Raw genomic sequence first — 23,467 nt, 5'->3', positions numbered from 1 at the left:
TCATCTTTCCCTGGCAGGAGCGGTCGCGGGGGCTCCCGCGACGAGGCAGAGCGCGAGCGAGAACCACACGATCGGATGGCGGATGATCAGGTGGGGGAGGCTGAACACGACGAGCGACACGATCAGCACCAGCAGGGCGTCGAGCTTGGCCCGCCAGACGAGAAAGGCGGCGGTGAAGACGATCCAGGCGAGCGCGCCGACCGCCAGGATCCCGCCCTGGGTGTAGAGGTCGAGCAGCGTGCTATGGGCTTCGAAGGGGCGCGGCAGGCTGCCATTGCCAACGATGTTGGGGCGTTCGAGATGCGCGCCGGGGCCCAGTCCGAGCGAGGCGGAGCGGAGCCCGCGGCGAATGGCTTCCTCCCAGAGATAGAGGCGCAGTTCCGCGGTCTCCGCCGTCGCGTCGCCGCCCTTGTCCTTGGTCAGGCTCTTGGCGAAGCTTTCGGCGTTGCCGAGTTCCGCCAGCCCGAAGGGCGCGAGCGCCATGGTGAGGGGAAGGGAGGCCAGGATCAGCACCATGACGATCTGGCGACCGGCGCTGGCGATCCCCCGGCCGGCGGCAAGCCAGCTGCGCAGATGCAACCCGAGGAAGATCATCCAGGTCAGCACCGAGGTGTACAGGAACGTGTCGCTCTTGGTCAGCCGCCCGACATAGAAGGGCAGGATCATGCCGGCGAATCCGAGCAGCCTGGCCACGGGCTTGTCGGTCGTTGTCGCCAGATGCAGGGCGAGCGGGCCGAAGGCGGCGCAATAGAGCGCGATCTGGTTCGGGTTGAGCGACCAGCCGCGAAAGCGGTCCCAGTACCATGGCTCGACGCCGGACTGATGGATCCAGCCCGCCGCCAGCGCCGCCTGGATCGCGAGGGTCGCGTTGGCGAGGCCGACCCCCCACCAGGCGCATTGGCGCAGGCGCCGTTCGGCATCCGGTTCCGCGGTGGCCAGGCAGGTCACGCAGGCCAGCAGCGCATAGGCCAGGGTGTCGTGCCAGATACCCGCGAAATAGAGGATTTCCGAGAAATAGCCGACGATCGTGCCGATCCCGAGCGACAGGGCGAGGATCGTCCAGAACCAGGCGAAGCGGACCAGCGCCGGCGTGACCACAATGCGGCCGCCGGCCAGGATCCGCCCCAGCGACAGCAGGATCCACAGGAACAGGAAAAGCTCGCCATAGCCGATCGGAAGGCCGGGAGGCTCGAGCTGTGATGCGTAGGACATCACGATACCGGCGGCGAGGAGCGCGTTGCGGGTCATGGCCGGCGCACGTCCAGCCTGCGGACCCGGCCGGTCCCGGCGAGGATCCGGGCCTTGGCGTCCTCCCCCGACGCGCTTGCGCCGAGGATGCGCGCATAGGCATCGCAATATTGCTCGACGACATGGGCGAGGGCGAAGCGCTCGCGCACCATGGCGCGGGTGCGGGCGCCCATGGTCTTGGCGCCGATCGGGTCGCGGAGAAGGTCGATGATCCGGCCGGCGAGCGCATCCGCATCGCGGGGCTTGACCAGATAGCCGTTATGGCCGTCCTCGACGATGTCGCCGCAGCCGGGCATGCGGGTCGCCACGATCGGCAGTCCCGCCAGGCCGGCCTCCAGCAGGACGCGCGGAACGCCCTCGCGATATTCGGTCGGAAAGGCGAAGACGTCGGCCATGCCGAGCAGCGCCGGCACGTCCGAGCGCGGGCCCAGCGCGATCACGTGGGGTGCCAGGCGATCGATCGAGGCCTGGTCGACGGCGAAGGGCCCCTCGGAGTCGCGCGGACCGACCAGCACGAAACGGGCGTGCTTCCGTTGCGCCAGGACCATCGGGATCGCCTCGAGCAGGGTGGGGATGCCCTTCTGGCGCGTCAGCCTGCCGACGAAGAGGACGATCTCGGCGGTGCCGAGCCCCAGCTGGTTGCGCAGCGCATCCGGCGACGGGCCGTTCCGCTGTGCCGTCCGGAAGGCGGCCGGATCTATGCCGGAACTGACGATCAGACGGCCTATGCCGCCGGGGCCGAGCAGGCCGCGCCGGTCGAAGAAGGCCTGATCGTCCTGGTTCTGGAACACCGTCAAGGCCGTCCATCGCGACGCCAGCCGCTGCAGGCCGCAATAGACCGGCCGCAGCGCGCGGGCGCGCGGCTCCGTCGACGAGAACACCCAGCCGAGACCGTTGATCGTCCGGATCAGCGGGACCGTGCCGCGGCTGGCGAGCGGCACCAGCAGGTTGGGCTTGGTGTCGAAGCTCTGGACGATATCGGGCCGCAGCTGCCGCATCAGGCCGCGCAGCTGGCGGATCGCGCTCCAGCCGCCGCCGAAGCTGCCGAAGCGATCGAAGGCATATCGGCGATGCGACAGTCCGTGCCGTGCGAAGGCGGCGCCATCGCCGCTCGACACCGCCGTGATCTCGACCCCCCGATCCCGAAGCGCGAGCAGGAACGGAATCCGCAAGGCGTGGTCTTCGCCACCCACGCAGACCAGATGCGGTTGCATTCCAGCCTCCCGATTGTCCTCGACGGCGGCCGGCGGGGGAACTAGGCGGTCGGTTGCGATGTCGAGCCGGCTCCGGTCCGTCACGCCGCGTCTACGAAATCAGGCTAGGAGGATGCGCGCTCGCTGTCCTCGTTCGTTCGCATGAAGTTCGCGCCGCCCGGGCGTCGGCCGGCGCGCCGGCGCTTCCGGCCCGTGGCGCGGCCGCCGTGTCATTCGTTCAAACGATGCGATCCGGAGCCCGCTCCGATACGAAACTTGCGACCTCATCCTCGGCCAATGCTGGAGTTGTGCATGTTCAATGCAGAGTCTCGCGGGCGCTCGGCGGATCTGTCCGACAGACCCTCGGTTCCACGCGACGAGGGGGTGATCGCGGACACTCGCATCCAGGACCTTGTCGGCAACGGACGGGGCGGCGATGCCGCTCCCGACTGGCTGGCACCGCCCGCATACCCGCTCGATCTGAACGGACCCGTCGACCGCCCCTTTCCGAGGCTGGAGGAGAGCTTCTGCGAGGTGCCGGCCTTCGAGCATCTGGAACGGATCGCCGCGAGCCACGGAAGCAAACTGGCCGTCAGCGACGGCTTCACCGAGCTGAGCTATTCGGAGCTGCTGGGCGCCGTGCGGCAACTGGCCTGGCTGATCGCGGCCGCCGTTCCCGAGGGCGAGGCCGTCGGGCTGCTGCTGGGCAATTGCGTCTGGTATCCGGTCGCGATGCTGGCCGCGATGGCGTCCGGCCGTCCGGCGGTGTCGTTCAATCCACGCGATCCGACCCAGCGCCTGAACGACGTCCTCTCCCGGGCGCGGCTTTCCGTGATCGTCTGCGACCAGGCCGAGCTCTCGTCGGGATTGGCCGACCCCGGCCGGCACTGGATCGATCCCGCCCATTGCATGGCGCCGGCGACACGCCCGGATCGGGCGTTCCAGCCGCGACCCGGCTCCGTCGACGCGCCTGCGCTGGTCCTGCCGACCTCGGGCAGCACCGGCGAGCCGAAGGGTATCGCCAACAGCCAGCGCGGCCTGCTTCTGCGCGTCCAGCAGGCCGTGAACGCCTGCCATATCGGTCCGAGCGACATCTTCATGCCGCTCACCGGTCCGGCGACCATCGCTGGCTGCCGCGAGATGATGACGGCGATCCTGTCGGGAGCGACGCTCTATCTCGCGGATATCGAAAGCGTCGGGCTGCGCTCGATCCGCCAGCTGCTGCAGTCGCGGCGGGTGACGGTCACCTATGTCGTTCCGGCCCTGCTGCGCGTGCTGGCAAGGGGAGCGCCGGCCGGCACATTCGCGTCGCTGCGGATCGTCCGCATCGGCGGCGAGAAGGTGCTCTGGTCCGACATCGATGTCGTTCGCGAGGCGGTCCCGGATAGCTGCTTTGTCCAGGTCAGCTATTCCTCGACCGAGGCGATCGGCACGCAATGGTTCCTGCCCAAGGGCCATCCGGAGGCGGGCGCGACGGTTCCCGTCGGATACCTGGTTCCGGGCCTCGAGTATGTCGTCGCCGACGAGCAGGGCCACGCCCTGGCCGCGGAGGGCGAGGGGGAGTTGCTGATCCGCAGCGCCTACACGACGCTTGGAACCTGGGAGAACGGCCGCGTCGTGCCGCTGCCGGCGGATCCCGGCACGCCGTCGCGGCGGATCCTCGCGACGGGGGACCTCGTCAAGATCGACGGGCGCGGCCTGACCTGGATCGTCGGCCGGAAGGGCCGCCTCATCAAGATCAACGGGCGACGGGTCGAGCCGGCCGAGCTGGAGCTTGTCCTGCGCCGCTCGCCCGATGTCAGCGATGCCGTCGCGATCGTGACGGACGACAACCAGATCGTCGTCTTCGTCGTTCCCGAAGCCGGCGCCGGGCCCGGGCTGGTCGAGGCCCTGCGCGATCTCGTGCGCATGTCGCTTCCGACCGCGCTCCAGCCGGCGCGCCTGCATTGCGTCGAGAGCCTGCCCCGGCTTCGTGGCGGCAAGGTCGACGGCGCCGCGCTGCGCGCGCTCGACGCCGGGCTGGCCGATCGCCGCCAGGAGCCGTCTGCGGCCGAGGTTGCGGACGAGGCCGGCGACATGGACGGCATCGAGCCGGTCGTGGCGCAGGTCTGGAGGGCGATCCTCAAGCGCGACGAGACGAGCGGTCGATGGGACGAGCTGGGCGGCGACTCGTTGCGGCTGCTTCAGCTCGCGATGGAGCTGGAAACCCGGTTCGGACGCGAGTTCAGCCTCGACGCCTTCACCGTCGACATGCGGTTTTCCGACGTCGTTCGCGCCGTCTCCGGGACGGGCGCGGGGCGAACGTCCGGGGCGGACAAAGGCAGCCCGCAGCCGACGCTCTTCATGCTGCCGGGGTCGATCGGCTATGGCCCGAGCCTGGCCGCCTTCGGCGTCGAAATGAGCGACGTCGCCCATGTCGTCGCCGTGCGCTATCCCGATCTCGTGGACATCCTGGCCGGGCACGAGTCCATTTCCGTCATGGCCGACATGGTGTTCGAGCAGATCAGCCTCGTGCAGCCCGAGGGAGAGGTCGCGCTGATCGGTTATTCGCTGGGGGGCGCCGTTGCGTTCGAAGTCGCCAGGCGCCTCATCGCGGCCGGCCGGACGATCCCGTTCCTCGGCATTCTCGATACCAACATCCTGCCCGTGGCCTATGACTTCCGGGAGGCGGTCGCCCGCACGGCGCAACGGATCCGGGCGCATCGGATGACCCTGGATCGGCTGTTGTGCCGGGCCATCGCCAAGATCTGCGTGCGCAGGGGGCGGGAGGCCTGGCTTGCCGGCTGCATCCAGCGATTGACCTGGCAGCCGCTCGCCAAGGCGCGCTTCATGCTGCGGCTGGAGCTCGAGGATGTCCTGCGGATGCAAGCCTTCTGGCGCTGGCTCTCGCTGCCAAGGACGCCGCTGCCGATCGCGGCCACCGTGTTCCGCTGCGACCGCCAGCACCTGGCTGCGGATCTCGGCTGGAGCAAACTCTTCGACAGCCTGGAGGTGGTCTCGATCGCCGGCGGTCACCTCGACATGTTGGTCGCTCCCCATCTCGCGCATAATCGCCCCCTGATCGCGCGCGCGCTCGTCGCGGCGGAGGGCGGGACGCCGGTTCGGCCGCGGTGACGGTTCCGCCGCGCCGGCCGTTCCGGAAGCGATGACGGGGCCGCGGAGGCGGTCGGCACGCCCGCGGGTTCAGTGCCGGTCGCGGCGCGGATGAGAGACGTGGATCCTTGGGGGGGCGGGCGCGCTCCGTCAGCCGGCCGCCATCAACGGAACGCGTGCCGTTCGCCGTTCCGGGCCGGCCGCATCGGTCCGGCCATGGCGCCGGGCCGCCATCGACGGTCGGCCCGGCGCCTCCGTTGTGTTGTGATCACGGCAGGACGGCCATTCGGCACAGGAGCGAAACCAGCTCGGCCTGACGCTTCGTTTCCGTCTTGGTGAAGAGGGAGGCGAGTTGCGAGCGGATGGTGGTTCGGCTGAGCCGCCGGCTGCGGGCGATCTCGAGTGGCGCATCGCCGCTCACCAAGGAAAGCGCCAGCTGCGTCTCGGCATTGGTCAGTCCGAACATCCGTTGCAGCGTGTCGGGATTGGGCTGCTGCCGGCTGTCGCGATCGACCAGGACGACGATGCTCATTCCCTCCGAGGCGTTCTTGAGCTGCTCCTGCAGCACGACCGGCCGCCCGTATCGGCTCGGGATGACCACCCAGGACACGGAGTTCGGCGGGAACTTGACGGACAGGCTGGATGTCAGGCGCCGGAAGGCGGCGGATAGTCCCGCCAGCGTGTCGGTCTTCTCGCCTTGACGTTCGAGCGTCATCTGCGCGGCGGGATTCCCGTCGACGACCTTGCGTTGCGCGTCGAGAATGAGATAGCCGACGCCGATGCGTCCCAGGACGGCCAACGCCGCCTCGGTGCTGCGCGCCTCCGAGACATCGGACCCACCCTCCATGCAGGCGGATATGTCAAAGGAGAGGGCCGCATGCAGCAGCTCGTATTTGTTGCCATTGGCGCTGGAGACGATTTCATTGTGATTGAAGTTTATCAATTTCTCTGACTCCCAATGTACGCTTGTCTGCATGAAGCCCAAGAAGCAGCCCGACTAGTTCTTGTTGATGGGGTGATCGGCTGCTTTGCCTGCCTGGTATTGCAGAATGTCTTATAAATTCGGCGTCAATATAGATCGGTAAGTCTACGTATTGTATATTATGAGCCCCAGGGAATCCGATGTGCTGGGATCTTGCCTGCTGGTGCTCATATTTTCACTTCAGGGTGGGGTGGTTGCAATAGGGAGGAAGCACTACCTCGTCCTTGGAGGCGCAATCTGGACGAATTAGTTCAAAAGTTGTACTATTTTTCCATGTCATCGGCACATCGAGCGTTCCGTATCGTCGATCTGCGCGCCAAAACAACCAATGTTGCTTTGGTATCTCTGGCCTTTGTCTCCGCCCTTGTTGCCGAGTTAGTATCCCTCTTTACGGATGAGTTCGCCGTCGGCATCGGGCAAGTATTTATAATTTCAGCATTAATCTTCTTCCGAGGTCAGGTTCTGAGCCTGGCTGCGATGATTTTCAATGTCTTCCTTATAGTTTGGATGGCCTCTTACCATTTTCATGGTTCCGCCAATCCCCAGCTTGGCGGCGTCGCGTCGCTGTCCTCCGTCCAGCTTCTGATCTGCGGCGCCGGGATCGCCGTTCTGCTGCGGCAGCATCTGCCGCAGGCGCGCGCGCGGCAGGCGCTGGCCCCGGCCGCGGCGCCGCCGGCCGTCGCCGAGGCCGGCGGCGCCAGCCGGCAACGCTACGCCTTCGACCACGCCTCGGACGGCCTCGCCATCCTCGGCGCCGGGGGCGAGCTGCTCGAAACCAATCTTCGCCTGCGTGACATGGCCGGGCGGGACGAGACGGCCCGGCCGCCGGGCCACCTGGAGGAGCTGATCCTTGCGGAGGACAGGCTGGCCTGCCGCCGCAACCTCGAAAGGCTGGTCGCCGAGGGCGGGCCGGTCGAGTTCCAGGCGCGGCTGGATCGCCGGGATGGCGGTCGGATCTGGACGCGCATCATCCTGTCGCTCTGCCCGGCCGACGGCGACCTGCCGCGCACGATCCTGGCGGAGGTCCGCGACGTCACCGAACGGCAGCAGCGGCTGGGCGTCGAGAAGGCGTTCCTGGACCTCGCCCTGGCGGCCGGGCGCCTGGGAACCTGGCAGATCGACACGCGGCGGAAGCTGGTCCTCGGTTCCGACAAGTTCTGGAGCATTCTCGGCCTGCCGCCGGCCAGCACCCGTTCCCTCGACGCGCTGTCCGCCGTGGTGCATCCGGCGGATTGGAGCCGTTTCGTCGCCTATGGCGCCGGCGATGCGTCAGGGGATCGCCAGCTCGAATTCCGCGTCCGGAGGGCCGATGGCCATATCCGCTGGGTGGCGCTGCGCGCCTGCGAGCCATCGCCCGGCGGGGCGATGCGCACCGGCATCGCCAGCGATGTCACCTATCGGCGCGAGCGGATCCGGCTCCGGGCGGCGGCCAGGCGACGCAAGGGCGCGGTGCTCGAGCTTCGCCACCGCCTGTGCAACCTGTTCCCGGCGGTGATCGCGCTCGTGAAGCTGATGGAAGCCCCCGAGGACGACGTCCCCGGCTACAAGCAGTCGCTGATCGCTCGCATTCGGGCGCTCGAGGCGACGCATCAGCTTCTGTCCCGCCACGGGACCTGGGCGGCGCCGCTGCGGGACATCGTCGTTCAAGAACTGAAGCCGTATCAGCGGCTGAACAACTTCACGATCAGCGGACCTCCGATCAGCATGTCGGACGGTGCGGCGGAGGGCTTCGTCATGATCGTGCACGAGCTGGCCACCAATGCCGTGAAATACGGCGCGCTGGGCCATGCGAACGGTCATGTCGACGTGAAGTGGTGGTTCGATGAAAGCCCGGAATTCGCCGGCGACCTGCACTTCGAATGGGTCGAGACGGGACGTCGGCCGGGGATCGTCAACCGGAACCGCCGGGGCTTCGGCTCCAACATCCTCGGCATCCGCGGCACGCCGCTGGTCGGGCGCTCCGCCAGCATGGAACTGCTGAACGGGGGACTGCGCTATTCCCTGCATCTGTCGCGAAACGACGTGGCCTCTAGCCCGACTTTCGCGTCAGCAAGGTCTTCAGCATGACGGCGGCCTCGGTGCGATTGCGCACCCCGAGGCGGCGCATGACGGCGGCGGCGTGAATCTTGGTCGTCGCCTCGGCGATCTGCAGGTCGCGGGCGATCTCCTTGTTGGAATACCCCTCCGCCATCAGCCTCAGGACGTCGCGCTGCCGCTGGGTCAGGCCGTCGAGGCTGTCGAGGCCCATCGACCGGTCCAACCGGCGTCCATCGGATATTTCGGTCGGCTGCATCCTGTGCCGCTCCGACGCCTGGGAGAGCAGGGCGGGCACGTAGATGCGGCCGGCCAGCACGTCGATCACGGCGTGGGCGATCTCCTCGTCGGACTGTGACTTGGCGATGAAGCCGTGCAGGCCGGCGGACAGCGTCGCGATGATGGCCGCTTTCGATTCCGATCCCGATATGATGGCGAAGCGCGTGTCGGGGTAGATTGGCATCACGTCGATCAGCACCTCCGGCGTCAGCAGGCCGGGCATGTGCAGGTCGAGGATGGCGAGGTCGACCGGAGCCTTGTCTTCCAGCAGGAAGACCGCCGTATCGAAATTCGGCGCTTCAAAGATCTCGGCGTCCGGGATGGCGCTGGTCAGGGCACTTCGCAGGCCCCGCCGGTAGAGGCCGTGATCGTCGGCAACCACAATGCGGCACATCTTGACAGCCCCCTAGTTGGCCCTCGTCGCCCGCGCGCCGTGTTCTTCTTCCGTCTCCCCGGTTCCGGCCGGCGGCTGGATAGCCGAATGGCGGACCGATCCGAGGTCGCTTCCCGATGTTCGTGCTCTGCTGAGGCTGGCGATCAATCGACTGCTCCTGGGGCCGACTTGCGACGACAACGGGCTCTCGTCTTGGTGCCAGAAGGTACAGCAGAGTTAACGAGCCGTTACCATTCAAATGCACGAAGACAGTGCCGCAACCAGAACATACGCTCTGACCTGCCAGATCTGGAAGAAGCATCAGAGCCCGTCGGGGCAGTCGCTCCGAGATCCGCGGCCTCGGGCTTCCTCCCCTGTCGCCAATGGCGCTTCCCAAGGCAGAGGGCCGAGCGGTCCACCATGGAGGGACGAATGAAAGCAGTCATCCAGTGCGGCGGAATGGGAACAAGATTGCGGCCGTTCACATCGGTCCTGCCGAAGCCGCTCATGCCGATCGGGGCGCGCCCCGTGCTCGAACTGCTGCTGAAATGGCTTCGGCGCAACGGGATCCAGGACATCTACATCACGACCGGCTATCTCGGCCATCTCATCCGCAGCTTCTGCGGCAATGGCGAGCAGTGGAACCTGAACATCCACTACACGCAGGAGATGGAGCCTCTTGGCACGATCGGCCCGCTGTCGCTGATCCGCGACGAGCTGACGGAGCCCTTCCTGGTCCTGAACGGCGATGTGCTGACCGACCTCAATCTCAGTCGCTTCATCGCCATGCACCGCAAGCATGAGGGCCTGGTGACCATCGCGACGACGTTCCGAAACATCAAGATGGACTTCGGCGTCATCGATGAGGAAGACGACACGGTGCAGTTGTTCCGGGAAAAGCCGACCCTGTCGCATCTCGTCAGCATGGGCCTCTACTGCATGAGCCCGGAGGTGATGCGCTTCGTGCCTTCCGGCGTGCCGTTCGGCTTCGATGATCTCATGCTCCAGATGCTCCAGGACGGATGCAAGGTGCATGTCTACAAGCACAACGGATTGTGGCTCGACATCGGACGGGTCGACGATTTCCAGAGCGCGCAGACGATCGCCTGGGAGGAAACCTCCAGCTCGATCGAGGCCTCGGCCACCGCGGCCTGATCCCGACCTGAAACCTGCAGACGCGTCATAACGGCAACGGCCGAGGAAACGATCATGCTCATGGTCAGCGCACCCATTGTTGGGATTCCGGAGAAGGCGGCACTGTTCGAGGTGATCGACAGCGGGTGGCTGACGATGGGCGATCGGGTGCAGGAGTTCGAGGAGGCCTTCGCCAATCTGCACGGCGCCGAGGACAGCGTCGCCGTCAGCTCCTGCACCGCGGCGCTTCATTTGATCCTGCACGCGCTCGGCATCGGCCCCGGCGACGAGGTCCTGGTTCCCGCGCTGACCTTCGTCGCGACCGCCAACGCGGTTCTGTATGTCAACGCGACCCCCGTCTTCGTCGACATTGAATCGATGGACGTGCCGCTGATGTCGATCGCCGAGGCGGAGGCTCTCTGCACGCCGCGCACCAAGGCGGTGATCCTGGTCCATTTTGCCGGCTATCTGCCGGACCGCGAAGCCTGGCAGGCGTTTGCCGCGCGTCGCGGCCTGCTGCTGATCGAGGATGCCGCGCATGCGCCCGGGCTGAAGGAAGTCGGCACCTATGGCGTCGCGGCGGCGTTCAGCTTCTATGGCAACAAGAACATGACCACCGCCGAGGGCGGCGCCGTGATCGCCCGGGATCGCGCGCTGCGCGACCGGATCCGCCTGGCGCGCGGCCACGGGATGTCGAGCGGGACGCATCAGAGGCTGAATAGCCGCACGCCGACCTATGACGTAACGATGCTCGGCTTCAACTATCGCCTGGACGAGCTGCGGGCGGCCATCGGCATCGTCCAGCTGCGCGGGCTGCCGGGCTGGAACGAGATCCGGCAGATCCTCGTGATGCAGTACCGGCGCCTGATCGCGCAGCAATGTCCGGCGGTGGCCATTCCGTTCAGCGCCCCGCGCCTGTCGGCGTATCACATCATGCCGATCCTCCTGCCGGATGCGGCGCAGCGGCAGGACGTCATCGATCGATTGCGATCGCAAGGCATCCAGACCACGATCCACTATCCGCCCGTGCACAAGATGACGCTGTACAGGGAGCGATGCCCCGGCGTGCATCTGCCGAAGACCGAAGCCTTCGCCCAGCGCGAGCTCACCATTCCCCTGCATCCGGACATCACCACCAAGACGGTCGAGGGCGTCGTCGCGGCGCTGGCCGACGCCGTCGGGGTCTCGCAGATGGGGATGGCCAAGTGAGCGTCCGGCAGGCGGGTCTCGGGCTTCCGGCGGTCCCGGACGCCCCCCATGGCTGGGGGCGGCGCGCGCTCGACGTGGGGGGCGCCGCCACGGCGCTGACCCTGCTGGCCCCGTTGTTCGGCATCATCGCGCTGGCGCTGTATTTCGAGGGCGGACGGCCGATCCTGTTCGCGCAGACCCGGTTTGGCGCCGGCGGCCGCCCCTTCCGGATGTACAAGTTCCGAAAGTTCCATGTCAGCTGCGACTCCAGCGGCTGCCCGCTGACGGTTGTCGGCGACAGTCGGATGACGCCGGTGGGGCGCGTTCTCGCCGCGACGAAGCTGGATGAGCTGCCGCAGCTCTGGAATGTCCTTTGCGGCGACATGGCCATTGTTGGGCCGCGTCCGGAGAGCCTCGCCTTCGCCGATTGCTTTCGCGGCGGCTATGAGAACGTCCTTCGCTACAAGCCGGGGCTGCTCGGGCCCAGCCAGGTCTGCTTTCGCGACGAAGCGAGCCTCTATCCGTCGAGCGAGGAGCCGACTGCCTATTATCGGCGAGCGCTGTTCCCGGCGAAGGCCAGGCTCGACCTCGCCTATTTCCCGCATCGCACGATCGCCTCCGACGTCGCGTGGATCGCGCGCGGGGCGATCGCGATCCTGGGGTGGGTTCCCGCCCCGCCGAAACTGGATGCCCCGCGCCGCCATGGCTGAGGCCGGCGCCAGAGGACCGAACACTGGTTGTTGCCGCCACGGAGCACAAGACGATGAGATATCGGGGAAAGAAGGTCCTGGTTACCGGAGCCGACGGCTTCATCGGCTCCCATGTCGTGGAAGCGCTGGTCCGCGAGGGCGCCCAGGTGACGGCGCTGGCGCAGTACAACTCGTTCGACAGTCACGGCTGGCTCGATGACGTGCCGGATCCGGTCCGCAGGGAGCTGCATCTCATCCGTGGCGACGTTCGCGACGGTGCCTATGTCAATCGCATCCTGCGCGATCAGGCGGTGGTCTTCCATTTGGCGGCGCTGATCGCGATCCCCTATTCCTACACGGCCGCGCATTCCTACGTCGAAACCAACATCATCGGCACGCTCAACATTCTGGAGGCGGCGCGCCAATGGGAGCTGGAGCGGGTCATCCAGGCCTCGACCAGCGAGGTCTATGGCACCGCGCTCACCATGCCGATTCCGGAGAGCCACCCGCTTCAGGCGCAGTCGCCCTATTCGGCCTCCAAGATCGGCGCCGACATGATGGCCGAGTCCTATGCCCGCTGCTACGGCATCCCCGTCGCCATCCTGCGGCCCTTCAACAGCTTCGGCCCGCGGCAGAGCGAACGCGCCATCCTGCCGACGATCATCCGCCAGGCGCTGGATCCCGAATGCGAGGCGATCCTGGTCGGCGATACCAGCCCGGTGCGCGACCTGACCTTCGTGGAGGATACCGCCGCCGCCTTCCTCGCGGCGGGAGCGTCCGAGAGCATCGAGTTCGGACGCGCCTACAATGCTGGGAGCCAGAGAGCCGTGACCATCGCGGATCTCCTGGCGCTGGTCCTCGAGCTCAGCGGCTGCAAGAAGGCTGTGCAGCATGACAAGAGCCGCCTGCGGCCGGAGAATTCCGAGGTCCGCGCGCTCCTCGCCGATTCCTCGCTGTTCGAGCGCGAGACAGGCTGGTACGCCCGCACCAGCCTGCGCGATGGCGTCGAGAAGACGATCGCCTGGTGGCGCGATCGGCTCCAGAAGGGCCGCGTGCGGCGCGAGAAGGGCTACATGACGTGATGTTGCGTCGCGCTCGGATCGTGCCGGTCCTGGTCGGTGTCGCCATCCCCCTGGCGGCGCAGGCGATCGGCCTCGGCGCGGGCGCCTCGTCATCCAGCCAGGACGTGCCGGCGGCGATGGAGCTTCCCGCCTATCTGGCGGCAGCGCGGGATCCGGCCTCCGGAACCGAGTTCACGCGCATCACCCGGCCGGGGCCGCTTGGCGGCGGGATCGTGTGCCGGGAGGCCTATTGCAGCCATCGCTATTCGAGCTCCCAGGCCTGGAACGCGGATGCGAGTCTTCTCGTCCTCGCCAATGGCTGCAACGGCCTCTGCTTTCTGGACGGGCAGACCTACGAGCCCCTGTTTCGCCGCGCCCGGGCGACGGAATGCGAATGGCATCCGGTCGACCCCGACCTGATGATCTGCGTCGGCGGGCAATCGGTCTCCACCTGGGCGCCGCGCGCCAATCGGGAAGAGCCGCTGTTCTATTCGACCGACTATCTGAAGCTCCAGTTCGGCCCCTACAAGGGCAATCCGAGCCTGGACGGCCATCGCATCGCCGTGCGCGCGAAGCGCAAGGATGGCGCTCTGGTCGTCTTTGCCTTCGACCTCGCGACGCGGAAGAAGTTCCCCGACATCGACCTGTCCCAGCTGCCTGGCACCAACAATGCCTGCACGATCTCGCCGCTCGGCGGCAACATCCTGTGCCTGCAGAGCACGGAGGGCGGCATCGACCAGGCCTATGTCTTCACGGTCGACGGCGCCCTGACGCAGCGCTGGACCGAGCATCATCGGCCGGGGCATGGCGATTTGACCGTCGATAGCGATGGTAGCGAGGTCTATGTCGGCATCAGCAAGTCGGATCCCGACCAGTACCAGATCATCAAGCGGCGCCTGTCCGACGGGAGGGTGACGTCGCTGATGCCCTATGGCGAGGGGCAGCATGTGTCGCTGCGGGCGATCCGGCGTCCCGGCTGGATCATCGTCAGCTATGCCGGCGATCCGGCCGTCGTGTTCCGGCATCCCGGCTGGGCGCCATACGCCAGGGAGGTGATCGCGCTGCGGCTCGATGGCAGCGGCGAGGTGCGCCGCATTGCCCAGACCCATAACGTGCCGTTCGATTACTGGAGCGAGACGCATGCGTCGCCGTCTCCGGACGCGTCCCAGGTCATCTGGTCCAGCAACTGGGGCAATCCCGGCGGGCCGGTCCTGGAGTTCGTGTCGCGGCTCGAATGGCCGGCGGAAACGGGCGTCGGTCCCGTGGGAGAAGCTCGAAGATGACACGCGTCGGACTCGTCATGCTGGCCGCGCTCGCCGCTTCCGTGGCGTCGAACCTCGCCATCGCCGCGGATGTCGCCGCCGAATACCGGATCTCCCCCGGCGACACCGTACAGATCAACATCGCCACCGTCCCGGACGGGTCGCATCAGGCGACGGTGCAGCTCGACGGAACGGTCGCGCTTCCCCAGATCGGCATGATCCCCGTGGCCGGCCTGACCCTGGCCGAGCTGCAGTCGCGCCTGGAACGGACCCTGCCCGCGACCATCTTCCGAATCCGCCTCGCGGATGGACGGGAACAGGCCATCCTCCTCAAGCCCAGCGACGTGACGGCGGCGATCGTCGACTACCGTCCCATCTACATCAAGGGCGATGTGCTGACGCCCGGCCAGCAACCCTATCGCCCGCTGATGACGGTCCGGCAGGCCGTCGCCGTCGCCGGCGGCTACAGCCTGATGCGGTCGCGGATGACCCAGTCGGTGCAGGATCCGATCGACCTACAGGGTGCCTTCGATTCGCTCTGGACGGATTATGTGCGGGAATATTTCCGCAAGCAGCGCGTGGAGGCCGAACTGCAGGGCAAGCCGGGCTTCGACACGAGCGCCCCGGCCGGATGCACGCTGCCGCCCGACGTCGTCGCGGCGATCGCCCGGAACGAGACCGACCTCATGAACACGGCGCGCGACGACGCCGAGCGGGAGCGCGTCTATCTCGAACAGGCGCAGAAGGCCGCCGGCGACCAGATCGAGGTCCTGCTGAAGCGCGAGCGCGACGAGGCGGCATCCTTGAAGGCCGACGAGGACGAGGTGGCCAAGGTGAAGCAGGTCTACGAGGCCGGCAATCTCACCAACACCCGGATGGCCGACATGCGGCGGGCGCTCCTGCTGTCCTCGAGCCGCAGGCTGGAGACGACCGTCGAACTGATGCGGACCCGATACCAGCAGGGCGATTATGCGCGCCAGCTGGAGCGCAGCGTCAGCCAGAGGCGGACCACCCTGCTGCAGGACCTGGCCGAGGCCAATGTCCGGCTGGCGGATCTCGCCATCAAGCTGCGCGCGGCCAGCGAGAAGCTGCACCTTCTGGGCGGCAGCCGCCCGACGCCATCCCCGACCGGGGCCGCCGGGGTGAAGGTGAGCATCATCCGCCGCGAGGGCGGTTCATCCGTGACCCTCTCCGTCGACGAGGACGCCGAGGTGCGCCCAGGTGACGTGATCGAAGCGACGTTCGCCGACAGTCTCGGTTTGGGCGTCGCGGCGAAATAGCCGGTTCCGCCTGATGGCGGCCGTCGGAGATTGGGCGCGATCGCCCGAATGGCCGCGCGATATCGACTGGGTTCGGTTGCTTGCGGGGGGGGGGAGTCGCGCTTTTCGCGCGGCAGCCTGGCGATTCTTTCGGCCGGACATGTGTGACGCGCTCCGGGGCGGCGTTCGCCGCCAAGGCCACCATCCACCTGTGATCCTGCCGCTGCGGCCATTGCATGTTCGTCAGAGCCGGGAAATCAGCCGGGCAGGCCTGGCCGCATAGCAAGTAAACATTGATGATAAGAGAATAATATGCAAAATATATCCGTTCAATACGGGGAGATCGTATGTCGGATTCGAAAAAAAGAAGCATAAACCTGCGCAGCGGCGTCAAGATTTATGACAATGATTGGTACATAAAGCAAGGCATGGAGCCAGATCAACTGGCGGACATGCTCGCCAGCTGGAATATAACTTACGTCATTGCACAAAGCCGATACCTACCGATGCAGGACTCCGCGGTTCCGAGCCGGGTGACGCCGGCGGATGTCGCCCGTTATGCGACGCTCGACGACGTGGCCGTCCGCAAGGCGCTGGCGGCGCGCGGGATCGGCTATTTCTCCTGTCTCAACATCTGCTTCGACCCGGACTACATCGCCGCCCATCCCGAGCAGCTGCCGATCGACCAGTTCGGCAAGGTCGAGGAGAAGCAGGACTGGTACATCGGCGTGCCGCCGGATCGCGAGGCCAATCTCGCCCACAAGATCGACCTGCTGGAAAAGGGCGTCGCGGCGCTGACGCCCGACGTCGTGCATCTCGGCTTCATCCGCTGGCCCGGCTTCTGGGAAACCTGGCTGCCGGGCGACCGGCGCGCCGACAAGCCGGAATATTGCTATGCGCCGCAGACGCTCGACCGCTTCGCCAAGGCGACCGGCCTGACGCTCGACACCTCCGACCCGGTCGCGGCGGCGGCGACGATCGCGAGGCACCATCGCGAGGAATGGACGGCGTACAAATGCGCGACGACGGTCGGCGCCATCCGCCGCATCCGCGATGCGGTCCGCGCGGTCAAGGGCGACGTCGAGATCTCGATCAACACGCTGCCGTTCTTCGCCGATGATTTCGACCATTGCGTCACCGACGTGTTCGGCCAGGACCCGCGCCTGTTGGCCGAGGTCGTCGATATCTTCGAGGTCATGGCCTACCACCAGATCATGGGCCGCGAGGCGGAATGGCCGGCCAATGTCGCGACCGACATCCGCGCCCGTAGCGGCGCGGCGGCGATCTGCACCGTGCAGGCCAAGGCGCTCTATCTGGAAGGCATGCATGCGGGCCGGGGCCGCTCGCCGGTGATCGAGGCGGCGGAGTTCGGTCGCATGATCGACGCGGTGGCGAAGAGCCCGGTCGAGGGGCTCTGCGTCTTCACGCTGAACGACCTGATCTCGATGAAGGGAACGTCCGAAGGCGACGGGATCCTCGATCGCCTGAGCCATTTCCGGCGCTGAGGCTTGCGAAAAGGCCCCGAAGCGCAGGCTTCGGGGCTTTCTTGCTTTCGGGATCATGTCGGAAAGCTCCCCGAGGGCGCGAGATCAGGCCGCCGGCGCGCCCTGGCTGATCGCGGCGAGCAGGCTCGCGCGGTCGAGGCCTTCGCGCGGCAGCACTTCCTTGATCCGGCCGCCGACCATGACGGCGACGCGGTGGCTGAGCGCGAGGATCTCGTCGAGATCGTCGGAGATCAGCAGGATCGCCGCACCCTCGGCGGCGCTCAGCTCCACCAGCTTGTGCAGCTCGCCCTTGGCGCCGACATCGACGCCGGCGGTCGGCTGGTCGAGGATCATCGCCTTCGGACGCGCCGCGACCGCGCGGGCGACCAGAACCTTCTGGGCGTTGCCGCCGGAAAGCGTGCCGACGGCGCGCTTGCGGTCGGGCGGGCGGATGCCGAATTTCGCGATCAGGCTCTCGACCAGCGCGCGCTTCTCGCGGGCGCGGATGATGCCGAAGCGGGAGAGGCGAGGGGCAAGCGCCGTCGCCGCCATGTTTTCCTCGATATCCGAAGCGAGCGCCAGGCCGCTGACCTTGCGATCCTCCGGCACCATGACGAGCCCCGCGTCGGCCGAGCGCTGCGGGGTCCGGCGCGCAAGGTCGCGTCCGGCGAGGCGGACCCGGCCGGCGGCGGCGACGTCGCCGATGATGGCGCGCGCCAGGCGGGTCCGGCCCGAGCCGATCAGGCCGGCGATGCCGATGATCTCGCCGGCGCCAATCGCGAGATCGACGGGCGGGCGGCCGGCGACCGCGAGGCCTTCGATCTCGAGCAGGGGCGCGCCCGTCTTGCCGCGCGGCGGCGAGGTCGACGCGATGGTGGCAATCTCGTCGTGGCCGACGAGCAGGCGGGCGAGGTCCTGCACCGAATAGGCTGAGGCCGCTCCGGTCTCGACGATCCGGCCGTCGCGCATGACGGTGACGACGTCGCAGACCTCGCGGATCTCCTCGAGGAAATGGCTGATATAGATGATGCCGACGCCGCGGTTCCTAGCCATGTTGCGCATGACGTCGAACAGGTGCTGGCGCTCGGCCGGCGCCAGGCGGGCCGTCGGCTCGTCCATGACGAGGATGCGGGCGTTCTGCGAGCAGGCGCGCACGATCTCGGTCAGCTGCTGCTCGGCGACGCCGAGCTGACGGACCGGCGTATCCATCGGCAGGCGGATGCCGACCGCCTCGGCTTCTTCGGCCGAGCGTCTGCGCAGCGCCGAATGCGAGATCAGGCCGGGCAGGGCGCCGCGCGGGTCGCGGCCGAGGCCGATATTGTCGGCGACGGAAAGGTCCGGGATCAGCGAGAAATCCTGGTAGATCATCGCGACGCCCTTTTCGAGCGCCTGCTTCGGCGTGTGAAGCGCGACTTCCTCGCCGTCGAGGAGGATCTTGCCGGAATAATCGGCGAAATTGCCGCCGAGCGTCTTCATCAGGGTACTCTTGCCGGCCCCGTTGTGGCCGACAAGAGCATGGATCTGGCCCCGCGCGAGCTGGAAGTTCACGCCGTGCAGGACCGGTCCGGCTGCAAAGCTTTTCCGGATCTGCTGCATGTCCAGTAGCATCGTGCGGGTCCCTTCAGACATGGTGATCAGCCGCCCCAGGCCGCCGGATGCTGCTCGACATTTTCCTTCGTGATGATCGGCAGGTCGAGATAGTGGTTCGGCGAGGGCACTTCGGAAGCCTTGCCGGCGAGGTACTTGACGGCATCCTCGATGGCGAACTTGCCCTGCGGCGCCGGATCCTGGTTCACCGTGCCGAGGACAGTGCCCTTGATGATCGCGTTGCGGACGTCAGCCGGGTAGTCGCCCATGATGAACTTGACGTCGGTGCGGCCGTTTTCGGCGGCGAACTGCGCGCCGTTGACGCCTTCCGGACCCTGGTCGACGATCGCGTCGAGCTCGCCCTTCGGGTACTTGCTCAGGAAGTCCTGGGTGATGGCGAGCGCCTTCGAATTGTCCCAGTCGGCGGCCTGCTTCTCGATGATCTCGATGCCGGGATGCTTCTTCAGCGTGTCCATCAGGCCGGCCTCGCGGGCGAGCTGGGCCGAGGTGCCGAGCTTGCCGAGGATGTAGGCGACCTTGGCCTTCTCGCCGACGGCCTGGGCGAGCAGTTCGCCCTGGCGCTGGCCGAAGACGAAGTCGTCGACGCCGACATAGGTGACGAGCTTGGCGCCGGTCGTGGTGTCGGCCGTGGTGTTGACGGCCATGACCGGGATCTCGGCGGCGGTCGCCTGGCGGATCACCGGCACGATGCCCTGCGGATCGCTCGGGGCGATCAGGATCATGTCGACGTCCTGGGCGATGAACTGCTGCACGACCGAGATCTGGGTCGCGAGGTCGCCATTGCCGCTCTGGATGTTGAGCTCGACGCCGAGATCCTTGGCGGTCTGCTCGGCCGTCTTGATCAGGTTCGAATAGAACGGAACCGAGGTGTTCCAGATCATGAAGCCGATGCGGGGCGCGTCGGCGGCCTGCGCGGCCGTGCCGCCGAAGGCGAGCATGGTCGCGCCGGCAAGGCCGAGCATGAGGCGTCTGGTGATGGAAGTCGTCATGTCATTCTCCTCCTCTTGAAGTCCTGGGTCAGCGCCGCTCGAGCCGGCGGCGCTGGTAGCTGTCGATGCCCACGGCGACGAGGATGACCGCGCCGGTGACGGCGGGCTGCCAGAAGGGTGAGACACCGAGCAGATTGAGGGCGTTGGCGATGATGCCGAGCAGCAGCGTGCCGAGGACGGCGCCGCCGACCTTGCCGACGCCGCCGCTGAGCGGCACGCCGCCGACGACCACGGCGGCGATCGCCGTCAGCGGCCAGTCGGCCGCGCTGGCGGGCTGGCCGATATTGGTCTGGCCGAGCAGCACCACGCCGGCGATGCCGGCGAACAGGCCGCCAAGGCCGTAGGTCAGGATGGTGACGCGGTCGACATTGATGCCGGCGAGGCGGGCGGCGAGCTTGTTGCCGCCGACGATGTAGACGTGGTGGCCGAAGGTGGTGAAGCGCAGGATCGCCCAGGTCAGGATGGCGACGGCGGCGAAGATGATCGTCGGCACCGGGATCGGGCCGATGCGGCCGAGGCCGAGCCAAGTGAAGGATTCCGGCACGCCATAGACCGGCTGCGCCGCCGTGCCGACGAACATGATGCCGGTGACCAGCACCTGCGTCGCCAGCGTGGTGACGAACGGGTTGATGCCGATCTTGGCGATGAAGAAGCCGTTGACGATGCCGACGCCGAGGCCGAGCAGGAGTGCGGCGATGATGCCGAACGGCATCGAGACATGGACGATCAGCGCCGCGGCGACGACCGAGGAGGCCGCGCCGACCGCGCCGACCGAAAGGTCGAAGCCGCCGAGGATGATCATCAGCAGCATGCCGCAGGCGACGATGCCGATGATCGAATTGCGCTGCAGCACGTTGGCGAAGTTCGCCCAGGTGGCGAAATGCGGCACGGTCAGGCAGAACACGACGACCAGCACGACGAAGATGGCGAGCAGGGCGTAGTTCGACCAGGCCACGCCGGCCGGCAGGGCGAACCGGCCGCGACCGGAATCGGCACGGGTTGAGGTCATGGGGCGGCTCCTTCGGTCGAAACGCCGGATTTCGCGGCAAGGGCTGGCCGGGCGTGCAGCTCGGCGCGCGCCCGTTCATGGGCAAGCAGCAGGGTCCCGAACAATTCCGCCCGGTCGCCAAGCGCGCCGGGGCGGATGTCGACATGCTCGACGGCGCGCGAGATGGCGGTGCGGCGCATCGCTTCCTTCATCGCGTTGAGCAGGACGGGGCCGGCGCGGGTCAGCTCGCCGCCGACGAGGATCAGGTCGGGGTTGAAATAATTGCAGAGCGCGCCGAGCGCGCGGCCGGCCATCGCGCCCGCATCTGCGACGACGCGAGCTGGGCCCGGGCTGCCCTCGGCGGCGAGGCGGAGCATCTCGGCCGGGGCGATGTCGCGATGGGTCGGCTCGAGCGAGCGGCTCAACGCATTGACGGAAATCTGGGCTTCGAGGCAGCCGCGGCTGCCGCAATGGCAGAGCGGGCCGTTCTCGTCGGTGACGACATGGGCGAGCTGGCCGGCCATGCCATAGGCGCCGCGGAAGATCTCGCCCTCGATCGAGATGCCGAGGCCGACGCCGACCGACAGCAAAACATAGAGCATCATCTTCGAGCCGACGGCGCCGCCGAGGCGGCTTTCCGCCAGCGCGCCGAGATTGGCGTCGTTGTCCATGTAGACGGGCAGGTCGAGCTTCTGCGACAGGCGGCGCGGGATGTCGGCGCCGACCCAGCTCGCCAGGATCGAGCCCGGATGCAGCATGCCGGTCGCCGTCTCGACCGGGCCGGGCACGCCGATGCCGACCGCCTTGACCAGACGCCGGTTGATGTCGTTGCGGCTGATCAGCAATTCGACATGCTCGACCGCGAGCGCCAGCGCCGCCTCGGCAGAAATGTCGGTGTCGAAGGCGCAGTCGAGTTCGTCGATCAGACGATAGTTCAGGTCGGAGATCGCCGCCTTGAAGCTCAGCCGGCCGAAATCAATGCCGATCAGATAGGCGTGCCGCTCCTTGAGCGCGACCAGCTCGCCGGGCCGTCCGGCCGCCTTGCGCGAGGTCGGGACGGGATCGTCGACGGTCTCGGCGACGCCTTCCTCGATCAGCTCGGCGATCGCGCTCGACGCGGTGGAGGGCGAAACGGACAGCAGGCGCGCGATCTCGGCGCGCGATCGGGGTGCGTCCTCGAGCGCGGCCAGAACCGCCGCGCGAAGCCGATGCTGTGAGCGAGCCTTGACCATTCGTCCTCCCTGAAAATGGCAGTGGCATAACCACGATAGTTTTGTCAATATCGGTCAAATCAACAATGTAATTCGTCCAAAATCGAAGAAATTGGCATCCGATGTCCAGCTATCGAATTTCCGCGGGTAAGGTCCTGCTCGGCGACGCGCTCGAGCCTTGTCAGGACGGTGCAATTCTCGTCCGTGACGGCCGCATCGCCGCGGCTGGCCCGGATGCCTCGGTGCCAAGGCCGGACGATTCAATCGCGATCGATCTCGGCGCGGCGACGCTGCTGCCCGGCCTGATCGACGCGCACATGCACACGTTCGGCATGCCGAGCACCGGGCTGGCGGCGCTCAACACCGAGCGCGAGCCCTATCGCGCGCTGCGGGCGGCGGGCGAATTGCGCGAGCTGCTGCAGGCCGGCTTCACCTCGGCGCGCTGCCTCGGTTCCTCGGTCGGGCCGGATCTCCGCCGGGCGATCGAGGAGGGTCATGTCGAGGGGCCGAGGCTGGTCGTCGCCGGTGAGTTCATCTCGTCGACCGGCGGCACCTGGGACGCGCCGCCGCTGCCCTCTTCCTGGGGCCGCGCCACGACGGCCGTCGCCGACGGCGTCGATGAAATCGTCCGCGCCGTGCGCGAGCGGGCCCGCGCCGGCGCCGATTTCGTCAAGCTCGGCCTGTCGAAGGGCGGCACCAGGGATCGCTACCACGCCTGGGGCGACGATCCCTACGGCCAGGTCACGACCTACAGCGTCGCGGAAGTGCGCGCCGCGGTCGACGAGGCGCATCGCAACCGCATGCTGGTCAGCGCGCATGCGATCGGCACGGCGGCCGTCAATCTCGCCCTCGACGGGGGCGTCGACATCATCGAGCACGGCTATGCGATCGACGACGCCACCCGCGCCCGTCTGGTCGATGCGGACAAGATCGTCGTCACCACGATCTCGCAGCTCCATTTCCACCGCGCCGCCTATGACACATTCGGCTATCCGCAGTGGGAGCGCGACGTCTATGAGCGCCACTGGCAGGCGATGCGTCGCGATTTCGAGCTGGGTCTTGAGGCGGGGATCCGCTTCGCGCTCGGTACCGACCTGATCGGCAAGCCGACCCATCCGCTCGCCCGCGCCGTGAAGGAGTTCGAGCTCGCCGTCGAATGGGGCATGGCGCCGGAGGCGGCGCTGCGGGCCGGCACGATCGTCGGCGCGCGCGCCCTCGGTATTTCGGATGAGACCGGCAGCCTCGTCGCCGGCAAGGCCGCCGACCTGGTCGCGGTCGCCGGCGGTCTTGCGAACCTTGCCGATCTGGCCGCGCCCATTTTCGTGATGAAGCGGGGCTTGCGGGTCGGAGATCGTGCGGGGCGTCCCGTCTGCCCGAACTGAAGCCGGCGCG

General features: G+C 67.3%; 18 protein-coding genes. 10 read left to right on the top strand and 8 right to left on the bottom strand.

The features are described 5' to 3' along the window. Window positions 1–1,248, bottom strand: coding sequence for a hypothetical protein (locus tag G539_RS0118860; protein ID WP_029076581.1), 1,248 nt, complete (start codon window positions 1,246–1,248; stop codon window positions 1–3). Next, a complete protein-coding gene (locus G539_RS25455; protein ID WP_051231655.1) occupies window positions 1,245–2,462 on the bottom strand; it encodes a glycosyltransferase family 4 protein in 1,218 nt (405 codons plus the stop codon). Before G539_RS25455 ends, G539_RS0118860 begins: the two co-directional genes overlap by 4 nt. A gap of 363 nt (window positions 2,463–2,825) precedes the next feature. Here G539_RS25455 and G539_RS25450 point away from each other — a divergent pair, with 363 nt between their 5' ends. Further along, entirely contained in the window at window positions 2,826–5,555 is a 2,730-nt protein-coding gene (locus G539_RS25450) for a non-ribosomal peptide synthetase (protein WP_245576904.1), read from the top strand. A gap of 247 nt (window positions 5,556–5,802) precedes the next feature. Here G539_RS25450 and G539_RS0118845 read toward each other — a convergent pair whose 3' ends face one another. Beyond that, window positions 5,803–6,510 (bottom strand): helix-turn-helix transcriptional regulator, encoded by a 708-nt coding sequence (locus tag G539_RS0118845; protein ID WP_245576920.1) that lies wholly within the window; start codon window positions 6,508–6,510, stop codon window positions 5,803–5,805. A 159-nt stretch (window positions 6,511–6,669) separates the two neighbouring features. On the opposite strand from G539_RS0118845, the gene G539_RS25445 reads away from it, so the two are divergent. Then, window positions 6,670–8,583 carry a sensor histidine kinase gene (locus tag G539_RS25445; RefSeq protein ID WP_156912037.1) on the top strand — a complete coding sequence of 638 codons (1,914 nt, stop codon included), beginning with the start codon at window positions 6,670–6,672 and terminating at the stop codon, window positions 8,581–8,583. On the opposite strand, the gene G539_RS0118835 is transcribed toward G539_RS25445, so the two are convergent. Next, window positions 8,546–9,223, bottom strand: coding sequence for a LuxR C-terminal-related transcriptional regulator (locus tag G539_RS0118835; protein WP_029076579.1), 678 nt, complete (start codon window positions 9,221–9,223; stop codon window positions 8,546–8,548). The two genes, G539_RS25445 and G539_RS0118835, sit on opposite strands and share 38 nt — an antisense overlap. Window positions 9,224–9,634: 411 nt before the next feature. Between G539_RS0118835 and G539_RS0118830 the strand changes: the two genes are divergently transcribed. The 7 genes from G539_RS0118830 (at window position 9,635) to G539_RS0118800 (ending at window position 17,300) form a co-directional block, all read left to right on the top strand. Next, window positions 9,635–10,357, top strand: a complete 723-nt coding sequence (locus G539_RS0118830) for a nucleotidyltransferase family protein (RefSeq protein ID WP_029076578.1) — start codon at window positions 9,635–9,637, stop codon at window positions 10,355–10,357. A 54-nt stretch (window positions 10,358–10,411) separates the two neighbouring features. After that, window positions 10,412–11,545, top strand: a complete 1,134-nt coding sequence (locus G539_RS0118825) for a DegT/DnrJ/EryC1/StrS family aminotransferase (RefSeq protein ID WP_029076577.1) — start codon at window positions 10,412–10,414, stop codon at window positions 11,543–11,545. Then, window positions 11,542–12,234 carry a sugar transferase gene (locus G539_RS0118820; protein WP_051231649.1) on the top strand — a complete coding sequence of 231 codons (693 nt, stop codon included), beginning with the start codon at window positions 11,542–11,544 and terminating at the stop codon, window positions 12,232–12,234. Before G539_RS0118825 ends, G539_RS0118820 begins: the two co-directional genes overlap by 4 nt. Window positions 12,235–12,287: 53 nt before the next feature. Continuing rightward, entirely contained in the window at window positions 12,288–13,295 is a 1,008-nt protein-coding gene (locus tag G539_RS0118815) for an SDR family NAD(P)-dependent oxidoreductase (protein ID WP_029076575.1), read from the top strand. Beyond that, window positions 13,295–14,557, top strand: a complete 1,263-nt coding sequence (locus tag G539_RS25440; RefSeq protein WP_051231647.1) for a hypothetical protein — start codon at window positions 13,295–13,297, stop codon at window positions 14,555–14,557. The genes G539_RS0118815 and G539_RS25440 overlap by 1 nt, the downstream gene beginning before the upstream one ends. Beyond that, entirely contained in the window at window positions 14,554–15,816 is a 1,263-nt protein-coding gene (locus G539_RS0118805; RefSeq protein ID WP_029076574.1) for a polysaccharide biosynthesis/export family protein, read from the top strand. The genes G539_RS25440 and G539_RS0118805 overlap by 4 nt, the downstream gene beginning before the upstream one ends. Before the next feature lie 485 nt (window positions 15,817–16,301). Beyond that, window positions 16,302–17,300, top strand: coding sequence for a hypothetical protein (locus G539_RS0118800; RefSeq protein ID WP_029076573.1), 999 nt, complete (start codon window positions 16,302–16,304; stop codon window positions 17,298–17,300). Window positions 17,301–17,384: 84 nt separating this feature from the next. Here G539_RS0118800 and G539_RS0118795 read toward each other — a convergent pair whose 3' ends face one another. From G539_RS0118795 to G539_RS25430, 4 genes are read right to left on the bottom strand one after another with little or no spacing between them, the layout of a single operon-like run. Continuing rightward, window positions 17,385–18,887: a sugar ABC transporter ATP-binding protein gene (locus tag G539_RS0118795; RefSeq protein ID WP_051231645.1), complete on the bottom strand. Its 1,503-nt coding sequence runs from the start codon at window positions 18,885–18,887 to the stop codon at window positions 17,385–17,387. 26 nt (window positions 18,888–18,913) lie between these two features. Then, on the bottom strand, window positions 18,914–19,876 hold the full coding sequence (locus tag G539_RS0118790) for a sugar ABC transporter substrate-binding protein (protein ID WP_084640070.1): 963 nt from the start codon (window positions 19,874–19,876) through the stop codon (window positions 18,914–18,916). Window positions 19,877–19,904: 28 nt separating this feature from the next. Continuing rightward, entirely contained in the window at window positions 19,905–20,885 is a 981-nt protein-coding gene (locus G539_RS25435; protein WP_051231643.1) for an ABC transporter permease, read from the bottom strand. Then, window positions 20,882–22,096 (bottom strand): ROK family protein, encoded by a 1,215-nt coding sequence (locus G539_RS25430; protein ID WP_051231641.1) that lies wholly within the window; start codon window positions 22,094–22,096, stop codon window positions 20,882–20,884. Before G539_RS25430 ends, G539_RS25435 begins: the two co-directional genes overlap by 4 nt. A 101-nt stretch (window positions 22,097–22,197) precedes the next feature. Here G539_RS25430 and G539_RS0118775 point away from each other — a divergent pair, with 101 nt between their 5' ends. Further along, window positions 22,198–23,457, top strand: a complete 1,260-nt coding sequence (locus G539_RS0118775) for a metal-dependent hydrolase family protein (protein ID WP_029076570.1) — start codon at window positions 22,198–22,200, stop codon at window positions 23,455–23,457. Window positions 23,458–23,467: the final 10 nt, after the last annotated feature.

Origin of the sequence: Kaistia adipata DSM 17808 (genome assembly GCF_000423225.1) — a bacterium.
Classification (GTDB): domain Bacteria; phylum Pseudomonadota; class Alphaproteobacteria; order Rhizobiales; family Kaistiaceae; genus Kaistia; species Kaistia adipata.
Note: the sequence above shows the minus strand (reverse complement) of the source record. Positions and strands in the feature narration are given on the sequence as shown.